General features: G+C 64.4%; 23 protein-coding genes. 16 read left to right on the forward strand and 7 right to left on the reverse strand.

Going from position 1 to position 20257, the window contains the following annotated elements; genetic code table 11:
- Positions 1 to 220: 220 nt before the first annotated feature.
- The 3 genes from obgE to rplU form a co-directional block, all read right to left on the reverse strand.
- Positions 221 to 1279, reverse strand: a complete 1059-nt coding sequence (obgE, locus tag ABE493_RS11450) for a GTPase ObgE (protein WP_346499044.1) — start codon at positions 1277 to 1279, stop codon at positions 221 to 223.
- 168 nt (positions 1280 to 1447) lie between these two features.
- Positions 1448 to 1708 (reverse strand): 50S ribosomal protein L27, encoded by a 261-nt coding sequence (gene rpmA / locus ABE493_RS11455; RefSeq protein WP_346499045.1) that lies wholly within the window; start codon positions 1706 to 1708, stop codon positions 1448 to 1450.
- Positions 1709 to 1727: 19 nt separating this feature from the next.
- Entirely contained in the window at positions 1728 to 2036 is a 309-nt protein-coding gene (gene rplU / locus ABE493_RS11460) for a 50S ribosomal protein L21 (protein WP_346499099.1), read from the reverse strand.
- Positions 2037 to 2334: 298 nt separating this feature from the next.
- Between rplU and uvrA the strand changes: the two genes are divergently transcribed.
- Both uvrA and ABE493_RS11470 read left to right on the forward strand, forming a co-directional pair.
- On the forward strand, positions 2335 to 5298 hold the full coding sequence (gene uvrA, locus ABE493_RS11465; protein WP_346499046.1) for an excinuclease ABC subunit UvrA: 2964 nt from the start codon (positions 2335 to 2337) through the stop codon (positions 5296 to 5298).
- Positions 5295 to 5702: an acyl-CoA thioesterase gene (locus ABE493_RS11470; protein WP_346499047.1), complete on the forward strand. Its 408-nt coding sequence runs from the start codon at positions 5295 to 5297 to the stop codon at positions 5700 to 5702. Before uvrA ends, ABE493_RS11470 begins: the two co-directional genes overlap by 4 nt.
- A 206-nt stretch (positions 5703 to 5908) precedes the next feature.
- On the opposite strand, the gene ABE493_RS11475 is transcribed toward ABE493_RS11470, so the two are convergent.
- The gene (locus tag ABE493_RS11475; RefSeq protein WP_346499048.1) at positions 5909 to 6442 is read right to left on the reverse strand and encodes a carboxymuconolactone decarboxylase family protein; all 534 of its coding nucleotides are present in this window, start codon (positions 6440 to 6442) and stop codon (positions 5909 to 5911) included.
- A gap of 117 nt (positions 6443 to 6559) precedes the next feature.
- Between ABE493_RS11475 and ABE493_RS11480 the strand changes: the two genes are divergently transcribed.
- Positions 6560 to 7450, forward strand: coding sequence for an AraC family transcriptional regulator (locus ABE493_RS11480; RefSeq protein WP_346499049.1), 891 nt, complete (start codon positions 6560 to 6562; stop codon positions 7448 to 7450).
- Here ABE493_RS11480 and ABE493_RS11485 read toward each other — a convergent pair.
- On the reverse strand, positions 7447 to 7890 hold the full coding sequence (locus ABE493_RS11485) for a copper chaperone PCu(A)C (RefSeq protein ID WP_346499050.1): 444 nt from the start codon (positions 7888 to 7890) through the stop codon (positions 7447 to 7449). The genes ABE493_RS11480 and ABE493_RS11485 overlap by 4 nt on opposite strands.
- Before the next feature lie 36 nt (positions 7891 to 7926).
- On the opposite strand from ABE493_RS11485, the gene ABE493_RS11490 reads away from it, so the two are divergent.
- The 4 genes from ABE493_RS11490 (at position 7927) to ABE493_RS11505 (ending at position 11640) form a co-directional block, all read left to right on the forward strand.
- Positions 7927 to 8709 (forward strand): enoyl-CoA hydratase/isomerase family protein, encoded by a 783-nt coding sequence (locus tag ABE493_RS11490; RefSeq protein ID WP_346499051.1) that lies wholly within the window; start codon positions 7927 to 7929, stop codon positions 8707 to 8709.
- Positions 8710 to 8909: 200 nt separating this feature from the next.
- Complete coding sequence (tesB, locus tag ABE493_RS11495; protein ID WP_346499052.1) at positions 8910 to 9806, forward strand: acyl-CoA thioesterase II; 897 nt, start codon at positions 8910 to 8912, stop codon at positions 9804 to 9806.
- Between the two features lie 3 nt (positions 9807 to 9809).
- The gene (locus tag ABE493_RS11500) at positions 9810 to 10364 is read left to right on the forward strand and encodes a pathogenicity-like protein (protein WP_346499053.1); all 555 of its coding nucleotides are present in this window, start codon (positions 9810 to 9812) and stop codon (positions 10362 to 10364) included.
- A 61-nt stretch (positions 10365 to 10425) separates the two neighbouring features.
- Positions 10426 to 11640, forward strand: coding sequence for an RNA polymerase sigma factor (locus ABE493_RS11505; RefSeq protein ID WP_346499054.1), 1215 nt, complete (start codon positions 10426 to 10428; stop codon positions 11638 to 11640).
- Positions 11641 to 11703: 63 nt separating this feature from the next.
- On the opposite strand, the gene ABE493_RS11510 is transcribed toward ABE493_RS11505, so the two are convergent.
- Positions 11704 to 12288 carry an EF-hand domain-containing protein gene (locus ABE493_RS11510; protein WP_346499055.1) on the reverse strand — a complete coding sequence of 195 codons (585 nt, stop codon included), beginning with the start codon at positions 12286 to 12288 and terminating at the stop codon, positions 11704 to 11706.
- Positions 12289 to 12438: 150 nt separating this feature from the next.
- Between ABE493_RS11510 and ABE493_RS11515 the strand changes: the two genes are divergently transcribed.
- The 3 genes from ABE493_RS11515 to ABE493_RS11525 all read left to right on the forward strand — a co-directional run bounded on the left by ABE493_RS11515 (position 12439) and on the right by ABE493_RS11525 (position 14979).
- Positions 12439 to 13203: an arginyltransferase gene (locus tag ABE493_RS11515; RefSeq protein ID WP_346499056.1), complete on the forward strand. Its 765-nt coding sequence runs from the start codon at positions 12439 to 12441 to the stop codon at positions 13201 to 13203.
- A 118-nt stretch (positions 13204 to 13321) separates the two neighbouring features.
- Entirely contained in the window at positions 13322 to 13696 is a 375-nt protein-coding gene (locus ABE493_RS11520) for a hypothetical protein (protein ID WP_346499057.1), read from the forward strand.
- Positions 13697 to 13812: 116 nt separating this feature from the next.
- Positions 13813 to 14979: an endonuclease/exonuclease/phosphatase family protein gene (locus ABE493_RS11525; protein ID WP_346499100.1), complete on the forward strand. Its 1167-nt coding sequence runs from the start codon at positions 13813 to 13815 to the stop codon at positions 14977 to 14979.
- Positions 14980 to 15364: 385 nt separating this feature from the next.
- On the opposite strand, the gene purT is transcribed toward ABE493_RS11525, so the two are convergent.
- Positions 15365 to 16549 (reverse strand): formate-dependent phosphoribosylglycinamide formyltransferase, encoded by a 1185-nt coding sequence (gene purT / locus ABE493_RS11530; RefSeq protein ID WP_346499058.1) that lies wholly within the window; start codon positions 16547 to 16549, stop codon positions 15365 to 15367.
- A 289-nt stretch (positions 16550 to 16838) separates the two neighbouring features.
- Between purT and ABE493_RS11535 the strand changes: the two genes are divergently transcribed.
- The 6 genes from ABE493_RS11535 to ABE493_RS11560 are packed head-to-tail and all read left to right on the forward strand — an operon-like array spanning position 16839 to position 20255.
- The gene (locus tag ABE493_RS11535; protein WP_346499059.1) at positions 16839 to 17720 is read left to right on the forward strand and encodes an SPFH domain-containing protein; all 882 of its coding nucleotides are present in this window, start codon (positions 16839 to 16841) and stop codon (positions 17718 to 17720) included.
- 22 nt (positions 17721 to 17742) lie between these two features.
- Positions 17743 to 18027 (forward strand): hypothetical protein, encoded by a 285-nt coding sequence (locus ABE493_RS11540; protein ID WP_346499060.1) that lies wholly within the window; start codon positions 17743 to 17745, stop codon positions 18025 to 18027.
- On the forward strand, positions 18024 to 18203 hold the full coding sequence (locus ABE493_RS11545; protein WP_057630133.1) for a hypothetical protein: 180 nt from the start codon (positions 18024 to 18026) through the stop codon (positions 18201 to 18203). Before ABE493_RS11540 ends, ABE493_RS11545 begins: the two co-directional genes overlap by 4 nt.
- Positions 18200 to 18382: a DUF4177 domain-containing protein gene (locus tag ABE493_RS11550; RefSeq protein WP_057630131.1), complete on the forward strand. Its 183-nt coding sequence runs from the start codon at positions 18200 to 18202 to the stop codon at positions 18380 to 18382. Before ABE493_RS11545 ends, ABE493_RS11550 begins: the two co-directional genes overlap by 4 nt.
- Positions 18382 to 19683, forward strand: a complete 1302-nt coding sequence (locus tag ABE493_RS11555; protein WP_346499061.1) for an alpha/beta hydrolase — start codon at positions 18382 to 18384, stop codon at positions 19681 to 19683. Before ABE493_RS11550 ends, ABE493_RS11555 begins: the two co-directional genes overlap by 1 nt.
- Positions 19680 to 20255, forward strand: a complete 576-nt coding sequence (locus ABE493_RS11560) for a PH domain-containing protein (RefSeq protein WP_346499062.1) — start codon at positions 19680 to 19682, stop codon at positions 20253 to 20255. Before ABE493_RS11555 ends, ABE493_RS11560 begins: the two co-directional genes overlap by 4 nt.
- Positions 20256 to 20257 lie beyond the last annotated feature (2 nt).

Raw genomic sequence — 20257 nt, forward strand, 5'->3', positions numbered from 1 at the left:
GGCGGATGAGGGGGCTTTGGCTTTTCAAGCAAAAGCGTGGCCGCCCCCCAACCCCCCTACCCCCAGCGGGGGAGGGGGTTCAAGCCAAAGCCAAGGCTAAAAGCCAAAGCCGGGGCTACGCCCAGAACAAAAGCCAAAGCCAAAGCCAAACCCTCGAAAGCAGAAAACCCGGCCTTGGCCGGGTTTTCTTCATGCAACGACTGCTCAGCCGTGAAACACCTTACTCGCCGCGCGTCACACGCTCTTCTTCTTCCAGAATCTTCTGCTGATCGAAGGAGGCCATGATGTCCTTCATGATCGGCCAGGTGCCTTCGCGGCCCAAGGCCGACACCAGGTACCACGGGCCGGTCCAGCCCAGCTCCTTGATGATCTGCTCCGCCGCCACCTTGGCTTCGTCCTCGAACATCAGGTCAGCCTTGTTCAGCACCAGCCAGCGCGGCTTGTTCAGCAGCTCCGGGTCGTGCTTGCCCAGTTCGCGCTCGATCGCACGCACCTGCTCAACCGGCGAAATACCCTCGACACCACCTTCCATCGGCGAGATGTCGACGAGGTGCAACAACAGGCGCGTGCGCTGCAGATGGCGCAGGAACTGCGCACCCAGGCCAGCACCATCAGCCGCCCCTTCGATCAGGCCCGGAATGTCGGCGATCACGAAACTGCGGTAATTCTCGACCTTCACCACGCCCAGGTTCGGGTACAAGGTGGTGAACGGGTAATCAGCCACCTTCGGCGTCGCCGCCGACACGGCTCGGATCAAGGTGCTCTTGCCAGCATTGGGGAAGCCCAGCAGGCCAACGTCAGCCAGCAGCTTCAGCTCCAGCTTGAGCAGACGCTCTTCACCCTCTTCACCCGGCAGCGCCTGACGCGGCGCGCGGTTGGTGGAGCTCTTGAAGTGCATGTTGCCGAGGCCGCCCTTGCCGCCCCTGGCCACCAGCAGGCGATCGCCATGGGTGGTCATGTCACCGATGACTTCATCGGTGTCGACATTCATCACCACGGTGCCAACCGGCACGGTGATGATCAGATCTTCGCCGCCCTTGCCGTAGGCCTGACGGCCCATGCCGTTCTCGCCGCGCTGCGCCTTGAAAATGCGGTCATGGCGGAAGTCGACCAGGGTGTTCAGGTTTGCGTCGGCGCGGATCCAGACGCTGCCGCCATTGCCGCCATCGCCACCATCCGGACCACCGAGCGGAATGAACTTCTCGCGGCGAAAGCCGATACAGCCATTGCCGCCGTTGCCAGCGATGACTTCGATCTCCGCTTCGTCTACAAGTTTCATGAATTTAACGCCGGGATTAGGAAATGGGGATTGGGGAATAGCAAAAGCAGGTACTGCCCATTATCGGCCCTGCACCCCGGAATGTCGGGGTTCCAACGAAAAACCCCGCCGAAGCGGGGCTCTCGTCAGCTGCCCACACCGGAGTATGGGCGGCTTGCGCGTACGGAATTAAGCTTCCGTGACAACGCTGACGGTACGGCGCTTGTTGGCACCCTTCACCGTGAACTCAACCTTGCCATTGACCAGCGCGAACAGCGTGTGGTCACGGCCCAGGCCGACGCCTGCACCCGGGTGGAACTGGGTGCCGCGCTGACGCACGATGATGTTGCCTGCTTCGATGGCCTGGCCACCGAAGATCTTGACGCCGAGGTATTTCGGGTTGGAATCGCGACCGTTGCGCGAGGAACCTACGCCCTTTTTATGTGCCATGACGGATGCTCCTTAGCAATTAGCCGGCGATGCCGGTGATTTCGATTTCGGTGTAGTACTGACGGTGACCCTGACGCTTCATGTGGTGCTTACGGCGACGGAACTTGATGATCCGGACCTTGTCGGCGCGGCCATGAGCCACAACCTTGGCGGTCACCGAAGCGCCCTTCAGCGCGTCACCCAGCTTGATGCCATCGGCATCGCCGAGCATCAGGACGGTGTCAAACTTGATCTCTTGGCCGGCTTCGACTTCGAGTTTTTCAACGCGCAGGGTTTCACCCTGAACGACGCGGTACTGCTTACCGCCTGTTACCAGAACTGCATACATGACCAGACTTCCTCTGTAGTTATTGTGGTCGCCTTGCCCGCCGTCGAGGGCGGACAGAAGCGGGATTTTACCGGCCACACCCAGCTCGGGTCAACCCACCCCCTGCCCTGATACGCCGGGGCTGAACGCCAGTTCAGGCCCGCGCCCGGGATCCACCACATTGGCGGGAAACAGCACTGGCAAAACTGGCAATTGCCCCCAAATGACAAGGCCGCTAGGCTGATTGACTGCCGTCAGCGACGCCCCCACACCCCCTGCTACCGGCCCCCAGCCGGCAGTGGTCCAAATCGGATTTCCCATGGCGATGGATTTCATCCGCATCCGCGGTGCGCGGACGCACAACCTCAAGAACATCGACCTCGACCTGCCTCGCGACAAATTGATCGTGATCACCGGCCTGTCCGGCTCGGGCAAGTCCTCGTTGGCGTTCGACACCATCTATGCCGAAGGCCAGCGCCGCTATGTCGAGTCGCTGTCGGCGTATGCGCGGCAATTCCTGAGCGTGATGGAAAAGCCCGATCTGGATCACATCGAAGGCCTGTCGCCGGCGATCTCCATCGAGCAGAAGTCGACCTCGCACAACCCGCGCTCGACCGTGGGCACCATCACCGAGATCTACGACTACCTGCGCCTGCTCTACGCCCGCGTCGGCAGCCCGCGCTGCCCGGACCACGGTTATCCGCTGGAAGCGCAGACCGTCAGCCAGATGGTCGACCAGGTGCTGACGCTGGATCCGGAGCAGCGCTACATGCTGCTGGCACCGGTCATCCGCGAGCGCAAGGGCGAGCATGCACAGGTCTTCGACCAGTTGCGCGCGCAGGGTTTTGTGCGTGTGCGCGTTGACGGCGAACTGTACGAAATCGATGAAGTGCCGGCGCTGACCCTGCGCCAGAAACACACCATCGAGGCGGTGATCGACCGCTTCCGCCCGCGCGAGGACATCAAGCAGCGCCTGGCCGAAAGCTTTGAAACTGCCCTCAAGCTGGGCGACGGCATGGCCACGGTGATGCCGCTGGAAGCCGCTGACACCACCCCGCAGCTGTTCTCTTCCAAGTACAGCTGCCCGGTCTGCGATTACGCGCTGCCGGAACTGGAACCGCGCCTGTTTTCGTTCAACTCGCCGGTCGGCGCCTGCCCGGGCTGCGATGGCCTGGGCGTTGCCGAGTTCTTTGATCCGAACCGCGTGGTCGTGCACCCGGAACTGTCGCTGGCTGCCGGTGCGGTGCGCGGCTGGGACCGTCGCAATGCCTATTATTTCCAGCTGATCGCCTCGCTCGCCAAGCACTACAAGTTCGACGTGGATGCCACTTGGCAATCGCTGCCGGACAACGTCAAGCAGGCCGTGCTGTACGGCAGCGGCGAAGACCAGATCACCTTCACCTATTTCACCGAAGCCGGTGGCCGCAACCAGCGCAAGCACCGCTTCGAAGGCATCATCCCCAACCTCGAACGCCGCTACCGCGAGACCGAATCGCCGGCCGTGCGCGAGGAGCTGGCCAAGTACATCAGCTCGCGGCCGTGCCCGGAGTGCAAGGGCGCGCGCTTGAACAAGGCGGCGCGCAATGTATTTGTCGCCGACCGTCCGCTGCCGGAAATCGCGGTGCTGCCGATCGATGAAGCCAAGCGCTTCTTCAGCGAGCTGAGCCTGCCCGGCTGGCGCGGGGAGATCGCCACCAAGATCGTCAAGGAAATCGGCGAGCGGTTGGGCTTTCTGGTCGATGTCGGCCTGGATTACCTCACGCTGGAGCGCAAGGCCGACACTTTGTCCGGCGGTGAAGCGCAGCGTATTCGTCTGGCCTCGCAGATCGGTGCCGGCCTGGTTGGCGTGATGTATGTGCTCGACGAGCCGTCCATCGGCCTGCACCAGCGCGACAACGAACGCCTGCTCGGCACCCTCACCCGCCTGCGTGACCTCGGCAATACGGTGATCGTGGTCGAGCATGACGAGGACGCGATCCGGCTGGCCGATTACGTGGTCGATATCGGCCCCGGTGCGGGCGTGCATGGTGGTGAAATCGTTGGCCAGGGCCAGCTGCAGGACCTGCTGGACGCGCCGCGCTCACTGACCGGCCAGTATCTGTCGGGCAAGCGCCGCATCGAGATCCCGGCACGCCGGCACAAGCCCAATCCGAAGATGACGCTGCGCCTGCGCGGCGCCAGCGGCAACAACCTGAAGAACGTGGATCTGGACGTTCCGTCCGGCCTGTTGACCTGCGTGACCGGCGTGTCCGGCTCGGGCAAGTCGACGCTGATCAACGACACCTTGTTCTCGTTGGCGGCGAACGAAATCAACGGCTCTTCGCATCCGATCGCCAAGTACAAGAGCGTCGAAGGCCTGGACCTGTTCGACAAGGTCGTCGACATCGATCAGTCGCCGATTGGCCGCACCCCGCGCTCCAACCCGGCAACGTATACCGGCTTGTTCACGCCGTTGCGCGAGCTGTACGCGCAGGTGCCGGAAGCGCGTGCGCGCGGCTATTCGCCCGGCCGTTTCAGCTTCAACGTGCGCGGCGGCCGCTGCGAAGCCTGCCAGGGCGATGGCTTGATCAAGGTGGAAATGCACTTCCTGCCGGACGTGTACGTGCCTTGCGATGTCTGCCACGGCAAGCGCTACAACCGCGAGACGCTGGAGATCCTCTACAAGGGCTACAACATCAACGACGTGCTGCAGATGACGGTCGAAGATGCATTGCGCCTGTTCGAGCCGGTGCCGTCGATCGCGCGCAAGCTGGAAACGCTGATGGACGTGGGCTTGAGTTACATCAAGTTGGGCCAGAGCGCGACCACGCTGTCCGGTGGTGAAGCACAACGCGTCAAGCTGTCCAAGGAACTGTCGCGCCGTGATACCGGCCGCACCCTGTACATCCTCGACGAGCCGACCACGGGCCTGCATTTCCACGACATCGAAGCGCTGCTCGGCGTGCTGCACAAGCTGCGCGACGAGGGCAATACGGTGGTGGTGATCGAGCACAACCTGGACGTGATCAAGACTGCTGACTGGATCGTTGATCTGGGCCCGGAAGGTGGCCATCGCGGCGGTACCGTGCTGGTCACCGGCACACCCGAAGACGTGGCTGCGCACCCGGACTCCTACACCGGCCAGTTCCTGGCCAAGATGCTGCCTTCAACCAGCGCGCGCCCCGAACAGCCGGCCGCGGTCGCCAACAAGCCCGATGCGCGCCCGCCGCGCAAGGAAAAGCCGGTCAAGAAGACGGCCGCCAAGAAGGCTGCCGCCCCCGCAAAGAAGAAGGCTTCGAAATGAGCAGTGAGCACAAGCAACTGGCCCGCGTACCGATCAGCGTGCGCTGGCGCGACATGGACTCGATGGGCCACGTCAACAATGCCAAGTACGTGTCCTACCTGGAGGAAGCGCGCGTGCGCTGGATGCTGGGCGTGGAAGGCGTGTCGATGAGCGACCGCATCGCCCCGGTGGTAGCCAATACCAACATCAACTACCGGCTGCCGATCGTGTGGCCGAACGACATTGTGGTGGAGTTGTTCGTCGAACGCCTGGGCAACAGCAGTGTGACCATTGGTCACCGCATCGTTGACCAGAACGACGACAGCAAGCTGTACTCGGACGGCAATGTGGTGGTGGTTTGGATGGATACGCAGACCGGCAAGAGCGCGCCGTTGCCGGAGGCTGTGCGCGGGGCTTCGAGCTGAGCCGAAGCGAAGCCTGCAGATCGGAAAGATGCCTGACACATCCCTTCTCCCGCATGCGGGAGAAGGTGGCCCGAAGGGTCGGATGAGGGGAGCTTTTAGAGCTTTTTGAGCTATGAAGCGCCCTCACCCCAACCCCTCTCCCGGTGGGAGAGGGGCTTTAGCTGCGATTGCGAGCATGACGGTGAACTGCCGGCATACGCATCGCCTTACTTCAACGCCACCTTCGGGAAATCCACCGGCACATCCAACGCCACGTTGATGTAGTTGGTGAATAGGTTCAACGCGACATGCGCCAGAATCTCGACGATCTGCTCGTCACCGAAACCCACGCTGCGCAGCTCTGCCACATCGGCATCACCCAGCTGTGCACGTTGCTCAACAACCTTCAACGCAAACCGCAAAGCTGCGGCAGTGCGCGCGTCATCGGATTGCCCCGCCTGTGCGGCGGCCATTTCAGTGGCGGTAGCGCCGGCTTGCTGGCCCAGCACGGTGTGCGCGGCCAGGCAGTACTCGCAGCGGTTGCGGTTGGCGATGGCGACAGCAAGCTGCTCGCCGAGCTTGCTGCCAAGACTTCCGTTGCCCAGGGCGCCAAATGCACCCCACATGCTCTGCAACGCAGCCGGTGAATTGGCGACGGCCTTGAACATGTTCGGCGTCGCGCCGAAGGCTTTGTGGATCTGCGCCAACAGCGGCTGGCTGGCGGCCGGGGCGGTCTGGGTTTGCAGGTTGATGCGTGACATGGTGATCTCCTGATCAGATGGGGTGAACTACCGGGCCGTCAGCCCGTGAGCAAAGTATTGCCTTGCGATCCGAACGATTTGATACGATCAGTCCAACAAACAAACCAATTGATACAGATGAGCACACTTCCGCCCGTGGATCGCCTGGCCGGCGTGCTGGAGAACTTCCGCTTCCAGGCGCAGCTTTTTCACTCCGGCCCGCTGTGCGGGCTGACCAGCTTCGATGCCGATGAAGGCCATGCCTATCTGCACGTGCTGCGCCGCGGGCAGCTTGAGGTCAGCCATCCCGGCAGCCGCGACATCCCGGCCTCAATGCACTTCAACGAACCGACCCTGCTGTTCTATCCGCGCCCGCTCAGCCATCGCTTCCACAACCCGCCACGCGAAGGTGCCGACTTCACCTGCGCGCGGCTGGACTTCGATGGCGGCATCGCCCATCCGCTGGTGCGCGGTTTGCCGTCGCTGATTGCGCTGCCACTGGCCCGTATTCCCGGGCTGGCGATGACGCTGGAGCTGCTGTTCAACGAAACCGACCATGTCCGCTGCGGCCAACGCCTGCTGACCGATCGCTTGTTCGAAGTGGTGGTGATCCAGCTGCTGCGCTGGCTGCTGGATCATCCGCAGGAAGCCGGCATTCCCGCCGGTTTCATCACCGGCTTGTCGGATCCGCGGCTGGCACGTGCGCTGGCCGCCATGCACGACCGCCCCGGCGAAAGCTGGACGCTGAGCAGTCTCGCCGAACAGGCCGGAATGTCGCGCACCGCCTTCGCCAATAGCTTCCGCGATGTGGTCGGGCAGACCCCGCTCGACTACCTGACCGATTGGCGTATCGCCCTGGCCCAGCGCCGGCTGCGCCAAGGCCGGCCGATCAAGGCCCTGGCCGACGAGCTGGGCTATGCCAATGCTTCGGCGCTGTCGCGCGTGTTCGCTGCGAAAACCGGAATGGCGCCGCGTGAATGGCTGAAACAGGCTACTGCCGATCCCGCGGCGGTCAACGGCACTGACTAAGGCGCCGGCGCCTCGCGCCGTACCTGCAACGATCCATCGACCTTTGTTCCACCCTCCAGACTCAGCCGCAACGGCAGCTGCGCACCTTCGGCAAGCGGCACTTCCGGCTGCATCAGCATCAGGTGCATGCCACCGGGCTTGAGTTCGACCGATGTGCCCGCCGCGACCGGCAGGCGTTCGATCTCGCGCATCCGGCTTACCCCCTGCACCATCGTGGTTTCGTGCAAGGACACTTCGCCGAACGCCTTGCTGCCAGCCCCGATCACCACCACCTCGCCGGCACAATCGTTGCGGATCCGCGCATAACCCGCCGCCATCCGCATTGCCCCCGGCGTCAGCCGCACCCACCCCTGCTCCAGCTTCACGCAGGCCGGCGCCGCGGCCGATGCCTCGAATGCACACAGGGCCAACAGTACGCACACGAATGGTTTGGTTATCATCGGGCCACGACTCCTTGCCGTACGAGAAACCGCAGCATGACCACGCTCATCGAAGTGATCAACCATGGCCCCATCCGCGAACTGCGCCTCGCCCGGCCGCCGGTCAACGCGCTGGACACCGAGCTGTGCCGCGCCCTGATTGCCGCCGTCACCCTGGCCATGAGCGACGACGTGCACGGCATCGTGCTGTCCGGCAGCGAGCGCATCTTCACTGGCGGCATGGACGTACCGCACCTGCTGTCGCACGGCGATGACAAGCGCAAGCTGATGGACAGCTGGCAGGCTTTCTTCGGCGCCGCGCGCGCCCTGGCCGAAAGCCGCGTGCCGGTCGTGGCCGCACTCACCGGCCATTCGCCGGCCGGCGGCTGCGTACTGGCGCTGTGCTGCGATTACCGGGTGATGGCGCGCAGCACCGACCCTGCCAAGCCCTATGTGATCGGCCTGAACGAGGTACAGGTAGGCCTGGTGGCACCGGAAGGCATCCAGCGGCTGATGCGTCGCGTGGTTGGCCCGCACCGCGCCAGCGTGCTGCTGAGCGGCGGCCAGCTGGTCAGTGCCGAACGCGCACTGGAGATCGGCCTGGTCGATGAACTGGCAGACGGTGCCCCGCTGGTGGTCCAACGCGCCATCGGCTGGCTGCAGGCCCAGCTCAAGCTGCCGCCGCAGCCGATGCTGCAGACCCGCGCCATTGCCCGTGTCGACCTGCATGAGGCCATGCAGGCCGAGCACATCCAGCTGGAGCGCTTTGTCGAAGCCTGGTTCTCGGCGGATGCGCAGGGCGCTTTGCAGGCCTTGGCTGCTCGCTTGGGCAAGAGCTAGGAACGAGGGGGGCGGAGTGAGTAGCGAGTAAGAGCCAGGGCAAGAGCGAGTGTCCGAAGACTGCGGTGGCGGTGGCTGCGGCTGTTGCCCTCTCTCACTCCTCACTCCTCTTAACCCACTCCTCGCCCCACGGGCTCACTCCTCTTGACTCACTCCTGACCCCTATATAATCGCGGCCTGTCGATAAAAAGGCCGCTGCCTTGTCCAACACGCCCGAACCCGTGGTCTCAGAACTGATTGACCTGCTGTCGCTGGAGCGGCTGGAGGACAACCTGTTCCGTGGCCAGAGCCGTGATATCGGCACCAAATACGTGTTCGGTGGGCAGGTGCTGGGGCAGGCGCTGGCCGCAGCGCAGGCCACGGTCGTAAACGGCCGTCACGTGCACTCGCTGCACGCCTACTTCCTGCGCGCCGGCAATATCGACCACCCCATCGTCTACGACGTTGACCGTACCCGCGACGGTGGCAGTTTCTCGGTCCGCCGGGTTACCGCGATCCAGCACGGCAAGGTGATCTTCTTCTGCGCGGCCTCGTTCCAACAGGCCGAAAGCGGCGCCGAACATCAGCACAAGATGCCGGAAGTGCCGCAGCCCGAAGACATCGAGCCGCAACGTCCGCTGCCCGCCGATGTGCTGGAGCGGCTGCCGGTCAAGGTGCAGCGCTGGCTGTCGCGCGGCGGTCCGTTCGAGTTCCGTCACGTCTACCCGCGCGACGAGCTGAATCCACCCAAGCGCCCGCCCTACCACCAGGTGTGGCTGCGCTTGAACGAGAAGATCGGCGACGCGCCGGAACTGCATCAGGCGCTGTTGGCCTATGCCTCCGATTTCCATCTGTTGGGCACGGCAACCTTTCCGCACGGCATCAGCTACTACCAGCCGCACGTGCAGATGGCCTCGCTGGACCACGCCATCTGGTTCCATCGGCCATTCCGCGTGGATGATTGGCTGCTGTATTCACTGGACAGCCCCAGCGCGCAGGATTCGCGCGGGCTGGCGCGCGGCCAGTTCTATACCCGCGATGGCGTGCTGGTTGCCAGCACCGCGCAGGAAGGCCTGATCCGTGTGACCCCCGACGACAACGAAGCGAGCAAGGGCTGAACCATGCGCAAGATTTTCAGCAGCCAGCGCGTCGAGAACGCCGAAGGTGTGGCGCAGATCCTGCGCGATGCCGGCATCGAGGTGCGCGTCACCAATGGCCGCTCATACCGCACCAAGCGTAGTGGTCAGTTCAGCTATACCGACAAGGTCAACAACGACAACCAGCCCGCCGTGTGGGTGGTGCATGCCAACGACCAGCCGCGTGCGCGCGAAATCCTGCGCGACAAGCGCCTGCTCGATACCACCCGCCGCGACCACCCGACCGCCGAATATGCCTTCCGGGAAACACCGGCTGAAACCGGCACCAGGCGCAACTGGGCCTGGCGCATCCGCATCGCCCTACTGGTGGTGATCGCCGGCGTAGCGCTGGTGATCATGCTGCGCCATCGCAATGCGCCCGCCCCCGCGCCGGCTGCGGCGCCGGCCAGTACCGCAGCACAGAGCCAGCCCACCGCTGCGCCACCGGCCGAAGACGAGTTCCGCGTGCGCATCCAGCCGCAGCCTGACAGCCAGCCACCGGCTCCGGCTCCGGCTCCGGCTCCGGCTCCGGAAAAATAATCGGTCACATCGGGCCGCCGCGTCCGTCCTGTTTGGCAGTACCGTCGCAAAGGCCTGTCCGATGAGCACCGAAACGCTGGAGACCCTGCTGCTGAACGAACTGCCTGCCGCCCGCAAGGGCTGCATGCAGTCCTACGGGCGCATCGTTGTGGCCTGCCAGAACACGGTGACCGCCATCGCCCTGGCCATCACCCGTGACGTGCAGGCCAGCGAGGACATCGCCCAGGAAGCCTTCATCAAGGCCTGGCAGCAACTCACCCAACTCAACAACGCCTCCAGTTTCCTGCCCTGGCTGCGACAGATCACCCGCAACCTGGCCCGCGACTGGCTGCGTGCCAACCGCAACCGTCCGCTCAGCGGCGAGGCCGCGGAAATCGCCATCAGCATGGCGGCCGATCCCTCGCCCAATGGCGTGGATGCAATGGCACGGGTGGAGGAAGAACTGGTCGCCGAGGAAATCATCTCGGCCCTGCCCGAAGACAGCCGCGAAGCCCTGCTGCTGTATTACCGCGAAGGACAAAGCTCGCAGCAGGTGGCGCTGCTGCTCGGCCTGAGCGATGCGGCGGTGCGCAAGCGCTTGTCGCGTGCCCGCGCCAGCGTGCGCGAGGAAATGCTCAAGCGCTTTGGCGAATTTGCACGCAGCACCGCACCGGGCACGGCCTTCGTTGCATTGCTCAGTTCAACGCTGATGCTGGCAGCACCCGGCACCGCCAGCGCGGTGATCCTCGGCACCAGCGCTGGGGTAGCAGGCACGGGGATCGGCAAGCTGGGCATTGGCGGCCTTGGCGCCAGCACCGCCAGCAGCGGTGCGGCGGCGGGCACGCTGGGGGCCATGATCAACAACCTGTTCCCCAACTCGTTTGCTGTCTGGGTGGTGCTGGGCTCTGTTGCGCTCGGCACCGGGGCAACCTATCTCTCCAATCTCTACCTGTTGAGCTATGCCGAAACGGCGGAAGAGAAACGCAGCGTTCGGCGCTTCATGCGTTTGATCACCCTCAGCGCATTTGCGTTCTGCATCTGCACCATGGCCGGCGTGGCCCTGCGCATGGGCGTGGTCGGCGGACTGCTGACGATGGCCGTAGGCATGATCGTTCTGAACTACCAGTATCTTGTGATCCTGCCCCCGTTGATGGCACCCATGCTCGCCCGCGACGCAGCACGCCATGGCCGCACCGGACCCACCTGGGTCTACCAGAGCATGTTCGGGCGCAGCGCCATTGCCGTCACCTCGCTGATCGTGGTGGCACTGGTGCTTTTCGTCCTGCTGCGGCACTGAACCCGGCAAACAAAAACCCCCGCTGTTGCCAGCGGGGGTTGTCGATCGGCGCCTCTCCGGAACTTACTTCGCAGCCGGAGCCTGCGGCGGCACCGGGCCACGCGGGCCACGGTGATCACGATGACCGTCGTTGCGCGCGGCCTCCAGTTCGGCCGGGCTCAACTTGCCATCCTTGTTGGTATCGGCCTTGGCAAACCATTCGGCGCGACGCTGTTCGGCGCGGGCCTGGCGATCTGCCTGGTCGATATAGCCGTCCTTGTTGACGTCCAGACGGGTGAAGTTGGCCTGGTACTCGGCGGCACTGATGCGGCCGTCATGGTCGGTGTCCATGCCGCGCATGAAGCCGCCATCACGCTGCCCGTGCATGCCGCCATGGCGACCGCCGCCGTGACGTCCGGCATGGCGCGGCTGCGGCATTTCTTCGCGCTGCAGCTTGCCGTCCTTGTTCTTGTCCAGTTCGTCAAAGCGCTGTGCCATGCGCGAATGCGCTGCTGCTTCCTGGCGGTCGACCACGCCGTCGTTGTTGGCGTCCAGACGCGCCGGAGCCGGCTTCGGATCGGCCGGTGCGGCAGCCAAAGCCAGGCCGGTCGCCGAGGTGGCCAGCAGCATCGCCAGCAGGAGGAGAGGTTTGCGGTGGGTCTGGGTCATGGTGTGGCTCCGTGGTGAAACTGCGGACGCGGCATTGCGTCCTCGCTACGGTCAACGCCCCAACCGCCGCACCGGTTGACCTGTACTGCGGGGATATTCATCGCGCAGACAGGCGCAGGTTTTGCGACGCGGCGCCGCTATGCTGTGCGCATGGCAGCCCACGGTGACAACAACAACGAAGAACTGCGCCTGTTCCAGACCGGCGAGCACGCCTGTGGCTATTGGCCGGAACGACAGGCGCGCGACCTGGTGCTCGATCCGCAGGATCGCCGCCTGGGCGCGCTGTATCCAATGGCCTTGACCTGGGGCTTCCGCCGCTCCGGCGACCTGGTCTACCGCCCGCACTGCGAAGGCTGTCGCGCCTGTGTCCCGGTGCGCATACCGGTGGCGCGTTTCAACCCGGACCGCAGCCAGCGCCGCTGTCTGGCGCATAACGCCGACCTGGACTACCGCATCCTGCCCGCCGAACGTACCGAAGAGCAGTTCGCGCTGTACCAGCGCTACCTGCAGCACCGCCACCTCCATGGCGGCATGGACGGCCACGGGCCGCACGAGTTCGATCAGTTCCTGATCGGCAGCTGGTCGCACGGCCGCTTCATGGAGATCCGCACCCCGGGCGCTGCCGGCAAGCGCGGGCAATTGCTGGCCGTTGCGGTCACCGACGTCACCGAGCAGGGCCTGTCAGCGGTCTATACCTTCTTCGACCCGGACCAGGCCAAGCGCGGCCTGGGCACCTACGCCATCCTGCAGCAGATCGCCTGGGCGCAGCGCAATGGCCTGCCGCATCTCTATCTGGGCTACTGGATCAACGGCCATCGCAAGATGGACTACAAACGGCGTTTCCATCCGCTGGAGTATTTCGACGGCAAGCGCTGGATGCCGGGCGGCAAAGACAACGCCGAGGGCTTTCCTTGAGTGGGAACGCGCTCAATTGTGACCCCTTGATACACATTTAACCGGTAGTTATGCAGAATGGGAATGTCATCGCGCATCGTGGTGGCGCAAGGAAGTACCCATTCAACAGGAGCAATGCGTGAAGACCCAACTACTGATTCTGGCTGCAATTGGCACCCTGGCCCTGGCCGGCTGCAAGAAGGCCGAAACCCCGGCCACCGACGCCCCGGCCGCTGCACCGGCTACCGCCGCTGCCGAAGTCACCCCGGCTCCGGCCACCGACACCGTCAAGGCCGGCACCGGCGTCCCCGAATGCGACCAGTACCTGGAAAAGGTCTACGCCTGCATCAGCGACAAGGTCCCCGAGGCCCAGCGCGACATGATGAAGCAGGGCATCGAGCAGTCGCGTAGCGCCTGGGCCGGCGTGACCGACAAGACCGAGCTGGCCAACCAGTGCAAGACCGCACTGGAACAGGCCAAGACCAGCTTCGCCCCGATGGGCTGTACGTTCTAAGCAACGTCACAGCGCTGTCCACGAACGCCCCGCTTGCGGGGCGTTCGTGTTTTCGCCTCATCGTCATGGCAACGTGAGAAAATCCATGGATGCGCATCTCAACCCTACTCGCCCCGATGACCCTGCTGTTGGCAGCCTGTTCCACCTCACCCAGCGGCAGTGCCGCCGCGCCGGAGCAGCTGCGGCTGGCGACGTACAACACCTCGCTGTACTCCGATGACGAAGGCGGCCTGATCCGTGAGCTGCAGGGCGACAGCGCGCATGCGCGCAAGATCGCTGCTGTGCTGCAACAAGCACGCCCGGATCTGGTCCTGCTCAACGAATTCGATTTCGACGACGCACACCGTGCCGCCGACCTGTTCCAGCAACGCTATCTTGAAGTCGCCCAGCCCGGCGGCGGCGAACCCCTGAAATACCCCTACCGCTATCTGGCCCCGGTCAATACCGGCGTTCCCAGCGGCCTGGACCTGGACAACAACGGCAGCGTCGGCGGCAAGGGCCGCGAGCGCGGCAACGATGCCTGGGGCTACGGCCTGCACCCCGGCCAGTACGGCATGCTGGTGCTCTCCCGGTATCCCATCGATGAAGCTGCGGTGCGCACCTTCCAGTTGTTGAAGTGGAGCACCCTGCCGGGCGCGCTGCGCCCGATCGATCCGGGCACCGGCAAGTCGTTCTGGCCGGACGCGGTTTGGTCGCAGCTGCGGCTGTCTTCGAAATCGCATTGGGACGTACCGGTGCGCACACCGCTGGGCACCGTGCATGTACTGGCTTCGCACCCCACTCCGCCGGTTTTCGACGGCAAGGAAAAGCGCAACGCCGCCCGCAACCACGACGAACTGCGACTGTGGAAGGAATACCTGGACGGCGGCGACAAGCCTTGGCTATGCGATGACAAGGGCAGCTGCGGCGGCCTGGCCGCCGATGCGCGCTTCGTGATCGTCGGTGATCTGAACAACGACCCGGCCGATGGCGATGGCCGCCATGACGCCATCCTCGAACTGCTGGAACACCCGCGCGTGCTGCGCTACCCGACCCCGAGCAGCATTGGCGCCGAGCAGACCAGCCTGGCCTATGCTGAAAAGGGCATCGTCCGCCGCGGCGCACCGCAGCACGCCACCGGCGACTTCGGCCCGCGCTCGGGCACGATGCGCCTGGACTATGTACTGCCCTCCACTGGCCTGAGCTACATCGGCAGCGGCGTGTTCTGGCCGGCCAACGAGAGCCCGGAGGCGAAGATAGCCGATGGCAGCGACCACCATCTTGTCTGGGTGGATGTGAAATAAAAAAAACGCCGGCTAAGCCGGCGTTTTTTTTGCTTCTGGATTTTGTGGTAACGGCGTAAGCCGCGAAGCAGCTGCATCATCAGATCGCAAAGACCATGGCATTTGAGCAATGCCAGCTTCGCGGCTGACGCCGCTCCTACAAGCTGGCGATACCCTGCATTTGTGGGAGCGGCATAAGCCGCGAAGCTCATACATCATCAGGTCACGACGCTTCCCGCTGCTCCAGTAATGCCAGCTTCGCGGCTGACGCCGCTCCTACAAGCTGGCGGCACCCTGCACTGTAGGAGCGGCGTCAGCCGCGAAGCTGGAGCACCAGCAAGAGCGGTGAAGCTTACCCCTCCCCAACCCTCCCTTTGCCTTCGGCAAAGGGAGGGAGCAGAGCCGCTCAGCGCAGTTCGATGCCAATGGCAGCTGCGGCATCACGGGCGATCGCGCGGGCCTGGTCCACGTCGGCTGCACGAGCAAGCGTCACACCGACGCGGCGTTGGCCCTGCACCATCGGCTTGCCGAACAGGCGCAATGCGGAATCCGGATGTATCAATGCCTCGGCAACGTTGCTGAAGAACGGCACGCCATTGCCCTGCGCCAACATCGCGCACGAAGCCGATGCACCGTTGTGGCGGATCGTCGGAATCGGCAGGCCGAGGATGGCACGCGCGTGCAATGCGAATTCGCTCAGTTCCTGCGACACCAGCGTGACCAGACCGGTGTCGTGCGGACGAGGGGAGACTTCGCTGAACCACACTGCGTCGCCTTTCACGAACAGCTCGACGCCGAACAGGCCCCAGCCACCGAGGTCATCGGTGATCGCCCGCGCAATCTGCTGCGCGCCCTCCAACGCCTTGGCCGACATCGCCTGCGGCTGCCAGCTTTCGCGGTAGTCGCCATCCTTCTGCAGATGGCCGACCGGATCGCAGAACGCGGTACCGCCGGCATGGCGCACGGTCAGCAGGGTGATCTCGTAATCAAAATCGATGAAGCCCTCAACGATGCAGCGGCCGGCACCGGCACGGCCACCGGTCTGTGCGTATTCCCAGGCCGGGCCGATGTCGGCCTCATCGCGCAGTGTGCTCTGGCCCTTGCCCGAGGACGACATCACCGGCTTGACCACGCACGGCAGGCCAATCGCGGCAACGGCGTCGCGGTACTCGGCTTCGGTATCGACGAAGCGATACGGCGAGGTCGGCAGGCCCAGGGTTTCCGCTGCCAGGCGACGGATGCCTTCGCGGTCCATGGTCAGGCGCGCTGCGCGCGCGGTAGGGATGACCCGCAGGCCCTGCTCGGCCTCCAGCTGCACCAGGGTTTCGGTATGGATGGCCTCGATCTCGGGCACCACCAGATGCGGCTGCTCCTGCGCGAGCAGCGCCTTCAGCGCGGCCGGATCCAGCATGTCCAGCACGTGGCTGCGGTGGGCCACCTGCATGGCCGGGGCATTGGCGTAACGGTCGGCGGCAATCACTTCCACCCCGAAACGCTGCAGCTCGATGGCCACCTCCTTGCCCAGTTCGCCCGAACCAAGCAGCAGGACGCGGGTGGCGGACGGGGACAACGGGGTACCGAGGGTGATCATCAGGCAGGTCCGGAAGGGCGATAAAGAGGGTGCCTATTCTAGGCAAGCTGGCCCGGTAAGGGTTGGCCGGCGGCCCCGTCACCACGCGGGGCCGTAGCTCGGGTACGCGTAGCGCACCCGGGATTCACCGCGATGACATCTGGCGCTGCCGCCGGGAAGGATTCCCACACCCCCGGGTGCGCTGCGCTTACCCGGGCTACCGGACCTGGCCGGAAGCCGATTGTCAGAACCGCTTGCATGTTGATATCAATTTGATATCTTCCATATCAACTACCACGGAAGATGTGCCATGAAAGAGAAGTCCATCGGTTCCATGACCGGCATCCCCACCCTGCTTGGCACTCTCCTGATGATGCTTGCCGGCGCCATCGCAATCATCGCAGCGATCGTCGTCACCAAGAATGGCACCGGTGGTGGCGGGCCGATGGTGATCGGCGGCATCGTGCTGGTGATCGTCGGCATCTTCCTCAGCTGCGGCCTGTACATGGTTCAGCCCAACCAGGTGGCCGTGATCAGCCTGTTCGGCAAATACGTCGGCACGGTCAAGGAAAACGGCCTGCGCTGGAACAACCCGTTCTTCAGCAAGCGCACCGTCAGCCAGCGCGTGCGCAACTTCGAAAGCGGCAAGCTCAAGGTCAATGAGCTGGACGGTTCGCCGATCGAAATCGCCGCGGTCATCGTCTGGCAGGTGGTCGATGCTTCCGAAGCGGTCTACAACGTCGACGACTACGAGAGCTTCGTGCACATCCAATCCGAATCGGCGTTGCGGGCGATGGCCACCAGCTATCCCTATGACCAGCACACCGAAGGCCAGCTGGCCCTGCGCAGCCACGCCGCCGAGATCTCCCAGCACCTGAAGGACGAACTGGCCGAGCGCCTGGCCGATGCCGGCGTGCAGGTACTTGATGCCCGCATCAGCCACCTCGCCTACGCACCGGAAATCGCCCAGGCCATGCTGCAGCGTCAGCAGGCCAGCGCGGTGATCGCCGCACGTACGCAGATCGTCGCCGGCGCCGTCGGCATGGTTGAGATGGCACTGCTGGAACTGCAGAAGAACGCCGTCGTCACTCTGGACGAAGAGCGCAAGGCGCACATGGTCAGCAACCTGTTGACGGTGCTGTGCTCGGACCGTGGCACCCAGCCGATCGTCAATGCCGGTTCGCTGTACTGAACAACGTAGTGAGGTAATCGTAGTGAATGTCTTCGCCCCCCTGATCATTGCTGCCACCGGCATCCCCGCCCTGTGTTTCGCCGTATGGAGCGGACGCCCGGGCACCGCGCATGCGCGCGGCATGGGCCTGCGCTGGGCCTTGATCGCGCTGTGCATGTTCGTGGCGGCCACCGGCGTCTATCTGGCCGGTGACAACCGCAACATTGCCTACGGCGTGGTCATCGCGCTGGTGGTTGCGGTCAATGCGCTGGGTATTTCCCTGCTGGTGCATCTGCGTCGCGGCAACAACGGAGCACCCCGCCGGTGAGCGAGAAGAAGGCCTATCCGCTGCGCATCAACGCTGATGTTCTGGCCGCGACCCAGCGCTGGGCCGATGACGAGCTGCGCAGCCTCAACGCGCAGATCGAGTATGTGATCCGCGACGCCCTGCGCAAGGCCGGGCGCCTGCCCAAACCTAAAGCTGATGACAAGGAAGAGCAATGAGCAAGCGTTGGCAGTACCTCACCGTCGAACTTTCTCCGTCCATGCTCAAGGGCGGCCCGGCCAGCGACAAGTTGCAGGCCGAGCTGACCAAGCAAGGCAACCTTGGCTGGGAACTGGTCAACATGGTGCACTACGGGCAGTTCGCACCGGCAATGCTGATCTTCAAGAAGGAGCAGTGATGAAAGCGGCCCGTGCATGGATCACAGGACTTGCACTGCTGGCAGCGGCAGCAACCGCCAACGCAGGCGAGGCACCGGCCACACTGGCAGGCCGCCTGCTTGATCAACTCGATGCCGCGCAATACGCCGCCGCCGAAGCCAGCTTCTCGCCACAGATGAAAGCTGCAGTCCCGGCCGACAAACTCAAGGCGGTGTGGGAGTCATTGCCCGCTCAGATGGGCGCGGCAGGCCCGCGTGGCACCGCCGTAACCAGCGAAACGGATGGCTTCCGCATCGTCGTCATTCCGCTGCAATACGCCAATGGCGGCCTGCAGGCGCGCATCGTGCTGGACAAGGACGACAAGGTTGCCGGCTTCCTGGTGCAGCCCGCCGCCGCGCCGCCGGCACCCGCACCGGCCGCCGACGCCAGCTACATCGAGAAGGATTTCAGCGTACCTGCAAGCGGCACTGCGACCGCCGGGTTGCCGGGCACGCTGACCCTGCCCAAGGGCAAGGGCCCCTTCCCCGCCATCGTATTGGTGCATGGCTCCGGGCCGCAGGACCGCGATGAAAGCGTCGGCCCCAACCGCCCTTTCCTCGACATCGCGCGCGGCTTGGCCGCGCAGGGCATTGCCGTGCTGCGCTACGAAAAACGCAGCCATGCGCGCCCGCAGGATTTCAAGGCGACTTTCAGCATCGATGACGAAACAACCGACGATGCCGTGGCCGCAGTGCGTGCGCTGGCCGCTACCGCAGATATCGATCCCGGGCATATCTACCTGCTCGGCCACAGCCAGGGCGGATTGCTGGCCGGCCGCATCGCCAAGGCCGCCAACGGCACGCTGGCAGGGCTGGTACTGCTGGCTGCACCGGCTCGCCCCATCCTTGATCTGCTGGCCGAACAGAACCGCTACATGGCCAATCTCGACGGCACAGTCAGCAGCGACGAAAACGCGCAGCTGGCCGCGCTGGATGCTGCCATCGCTGCGGTGCGCGCCAATCCGGACGCGCGGCTGATGGAGGTCCCCGGCCGCTTCTGGCAGCAGCTGGAACAGGTGGACCCGGTTGCCGATGCGCGCGACAGCCAACTGCCCATGTTGCTGCTGCAGGGCGGTCGCGACTTCCAGGTGGTCGATGCCGATTGGCAGCGATGGAAGCAGGGGCTGAAAGGCGAGCGTTACCGCTTCCGGCATTACCCCGCGCTCAACCACCTCGGCATCGCCGGTGAAGGCAAGGGTTCGTTGCAGGAATATGCGCGCCCCGGCCATGTCGATGCCGCACTGATCAACGACATCGCACAGTGGATCAAGGCGCAGCCATGAGCAGCCGCAGCGCCACAGGCGCGCCCGCAAGCGCGTCATTCAAGGTCGCCGCCCCCACCAGCTCGCTGTTGTTCTGGCTGTGGTCGCCAATGCTGCTGGTGCTCAGCATCGACCCCTTGATCAGGCTGTTCGCGGGCAAGCTGCCGTTCGAGGCGGCGTTCAATTCCTGGGGCGGCTGGCTGGTGCTGCCGCTGGTCGGCATTGCGTTGACCCTGGCCTACCGCCGCCGCGAACTGCGCCTGGATCCGCAGCAGCTGACCATCGCCGCCACCCTGTACACGCGACGGGTGCCGCTGAGTTCGATGTGGATCGAGCGTGCGCGCATCGTCAACTTTGCCGAGAACCCCGACTTCAAGCCCGGCATGAAGTCCAACGGCTTCCAGTTCCCCGGTTTCCGCGCCGGCCACTTCCATATGAAGGATGGCGGCAAGGGCTTCTGCCTGATCACCGATGACAGCCGTGTGCTGGTCATCCCCTTGCGCGACGGCAACAGCGTACTGGTCAGCCCCGAGCAGCCGCGCGCATTGCTGGATGAACTCAAGCGACTGGCCGGCAACGGCGCACGGGCCTAAGC

The sequence above is a fragment of the Stenotrophomonas terrae genome, from assembly GCF_039674165.1.
In the GTDB taxonomy this organism is placed as follows: domain Bacteria; phylum Pseudomonadota; class Gammaproteobacteria; order Xanthomonadales; family Xanthomonadaceae; genus Stenotrophomonas; species Stenotrophomonas terrae_A.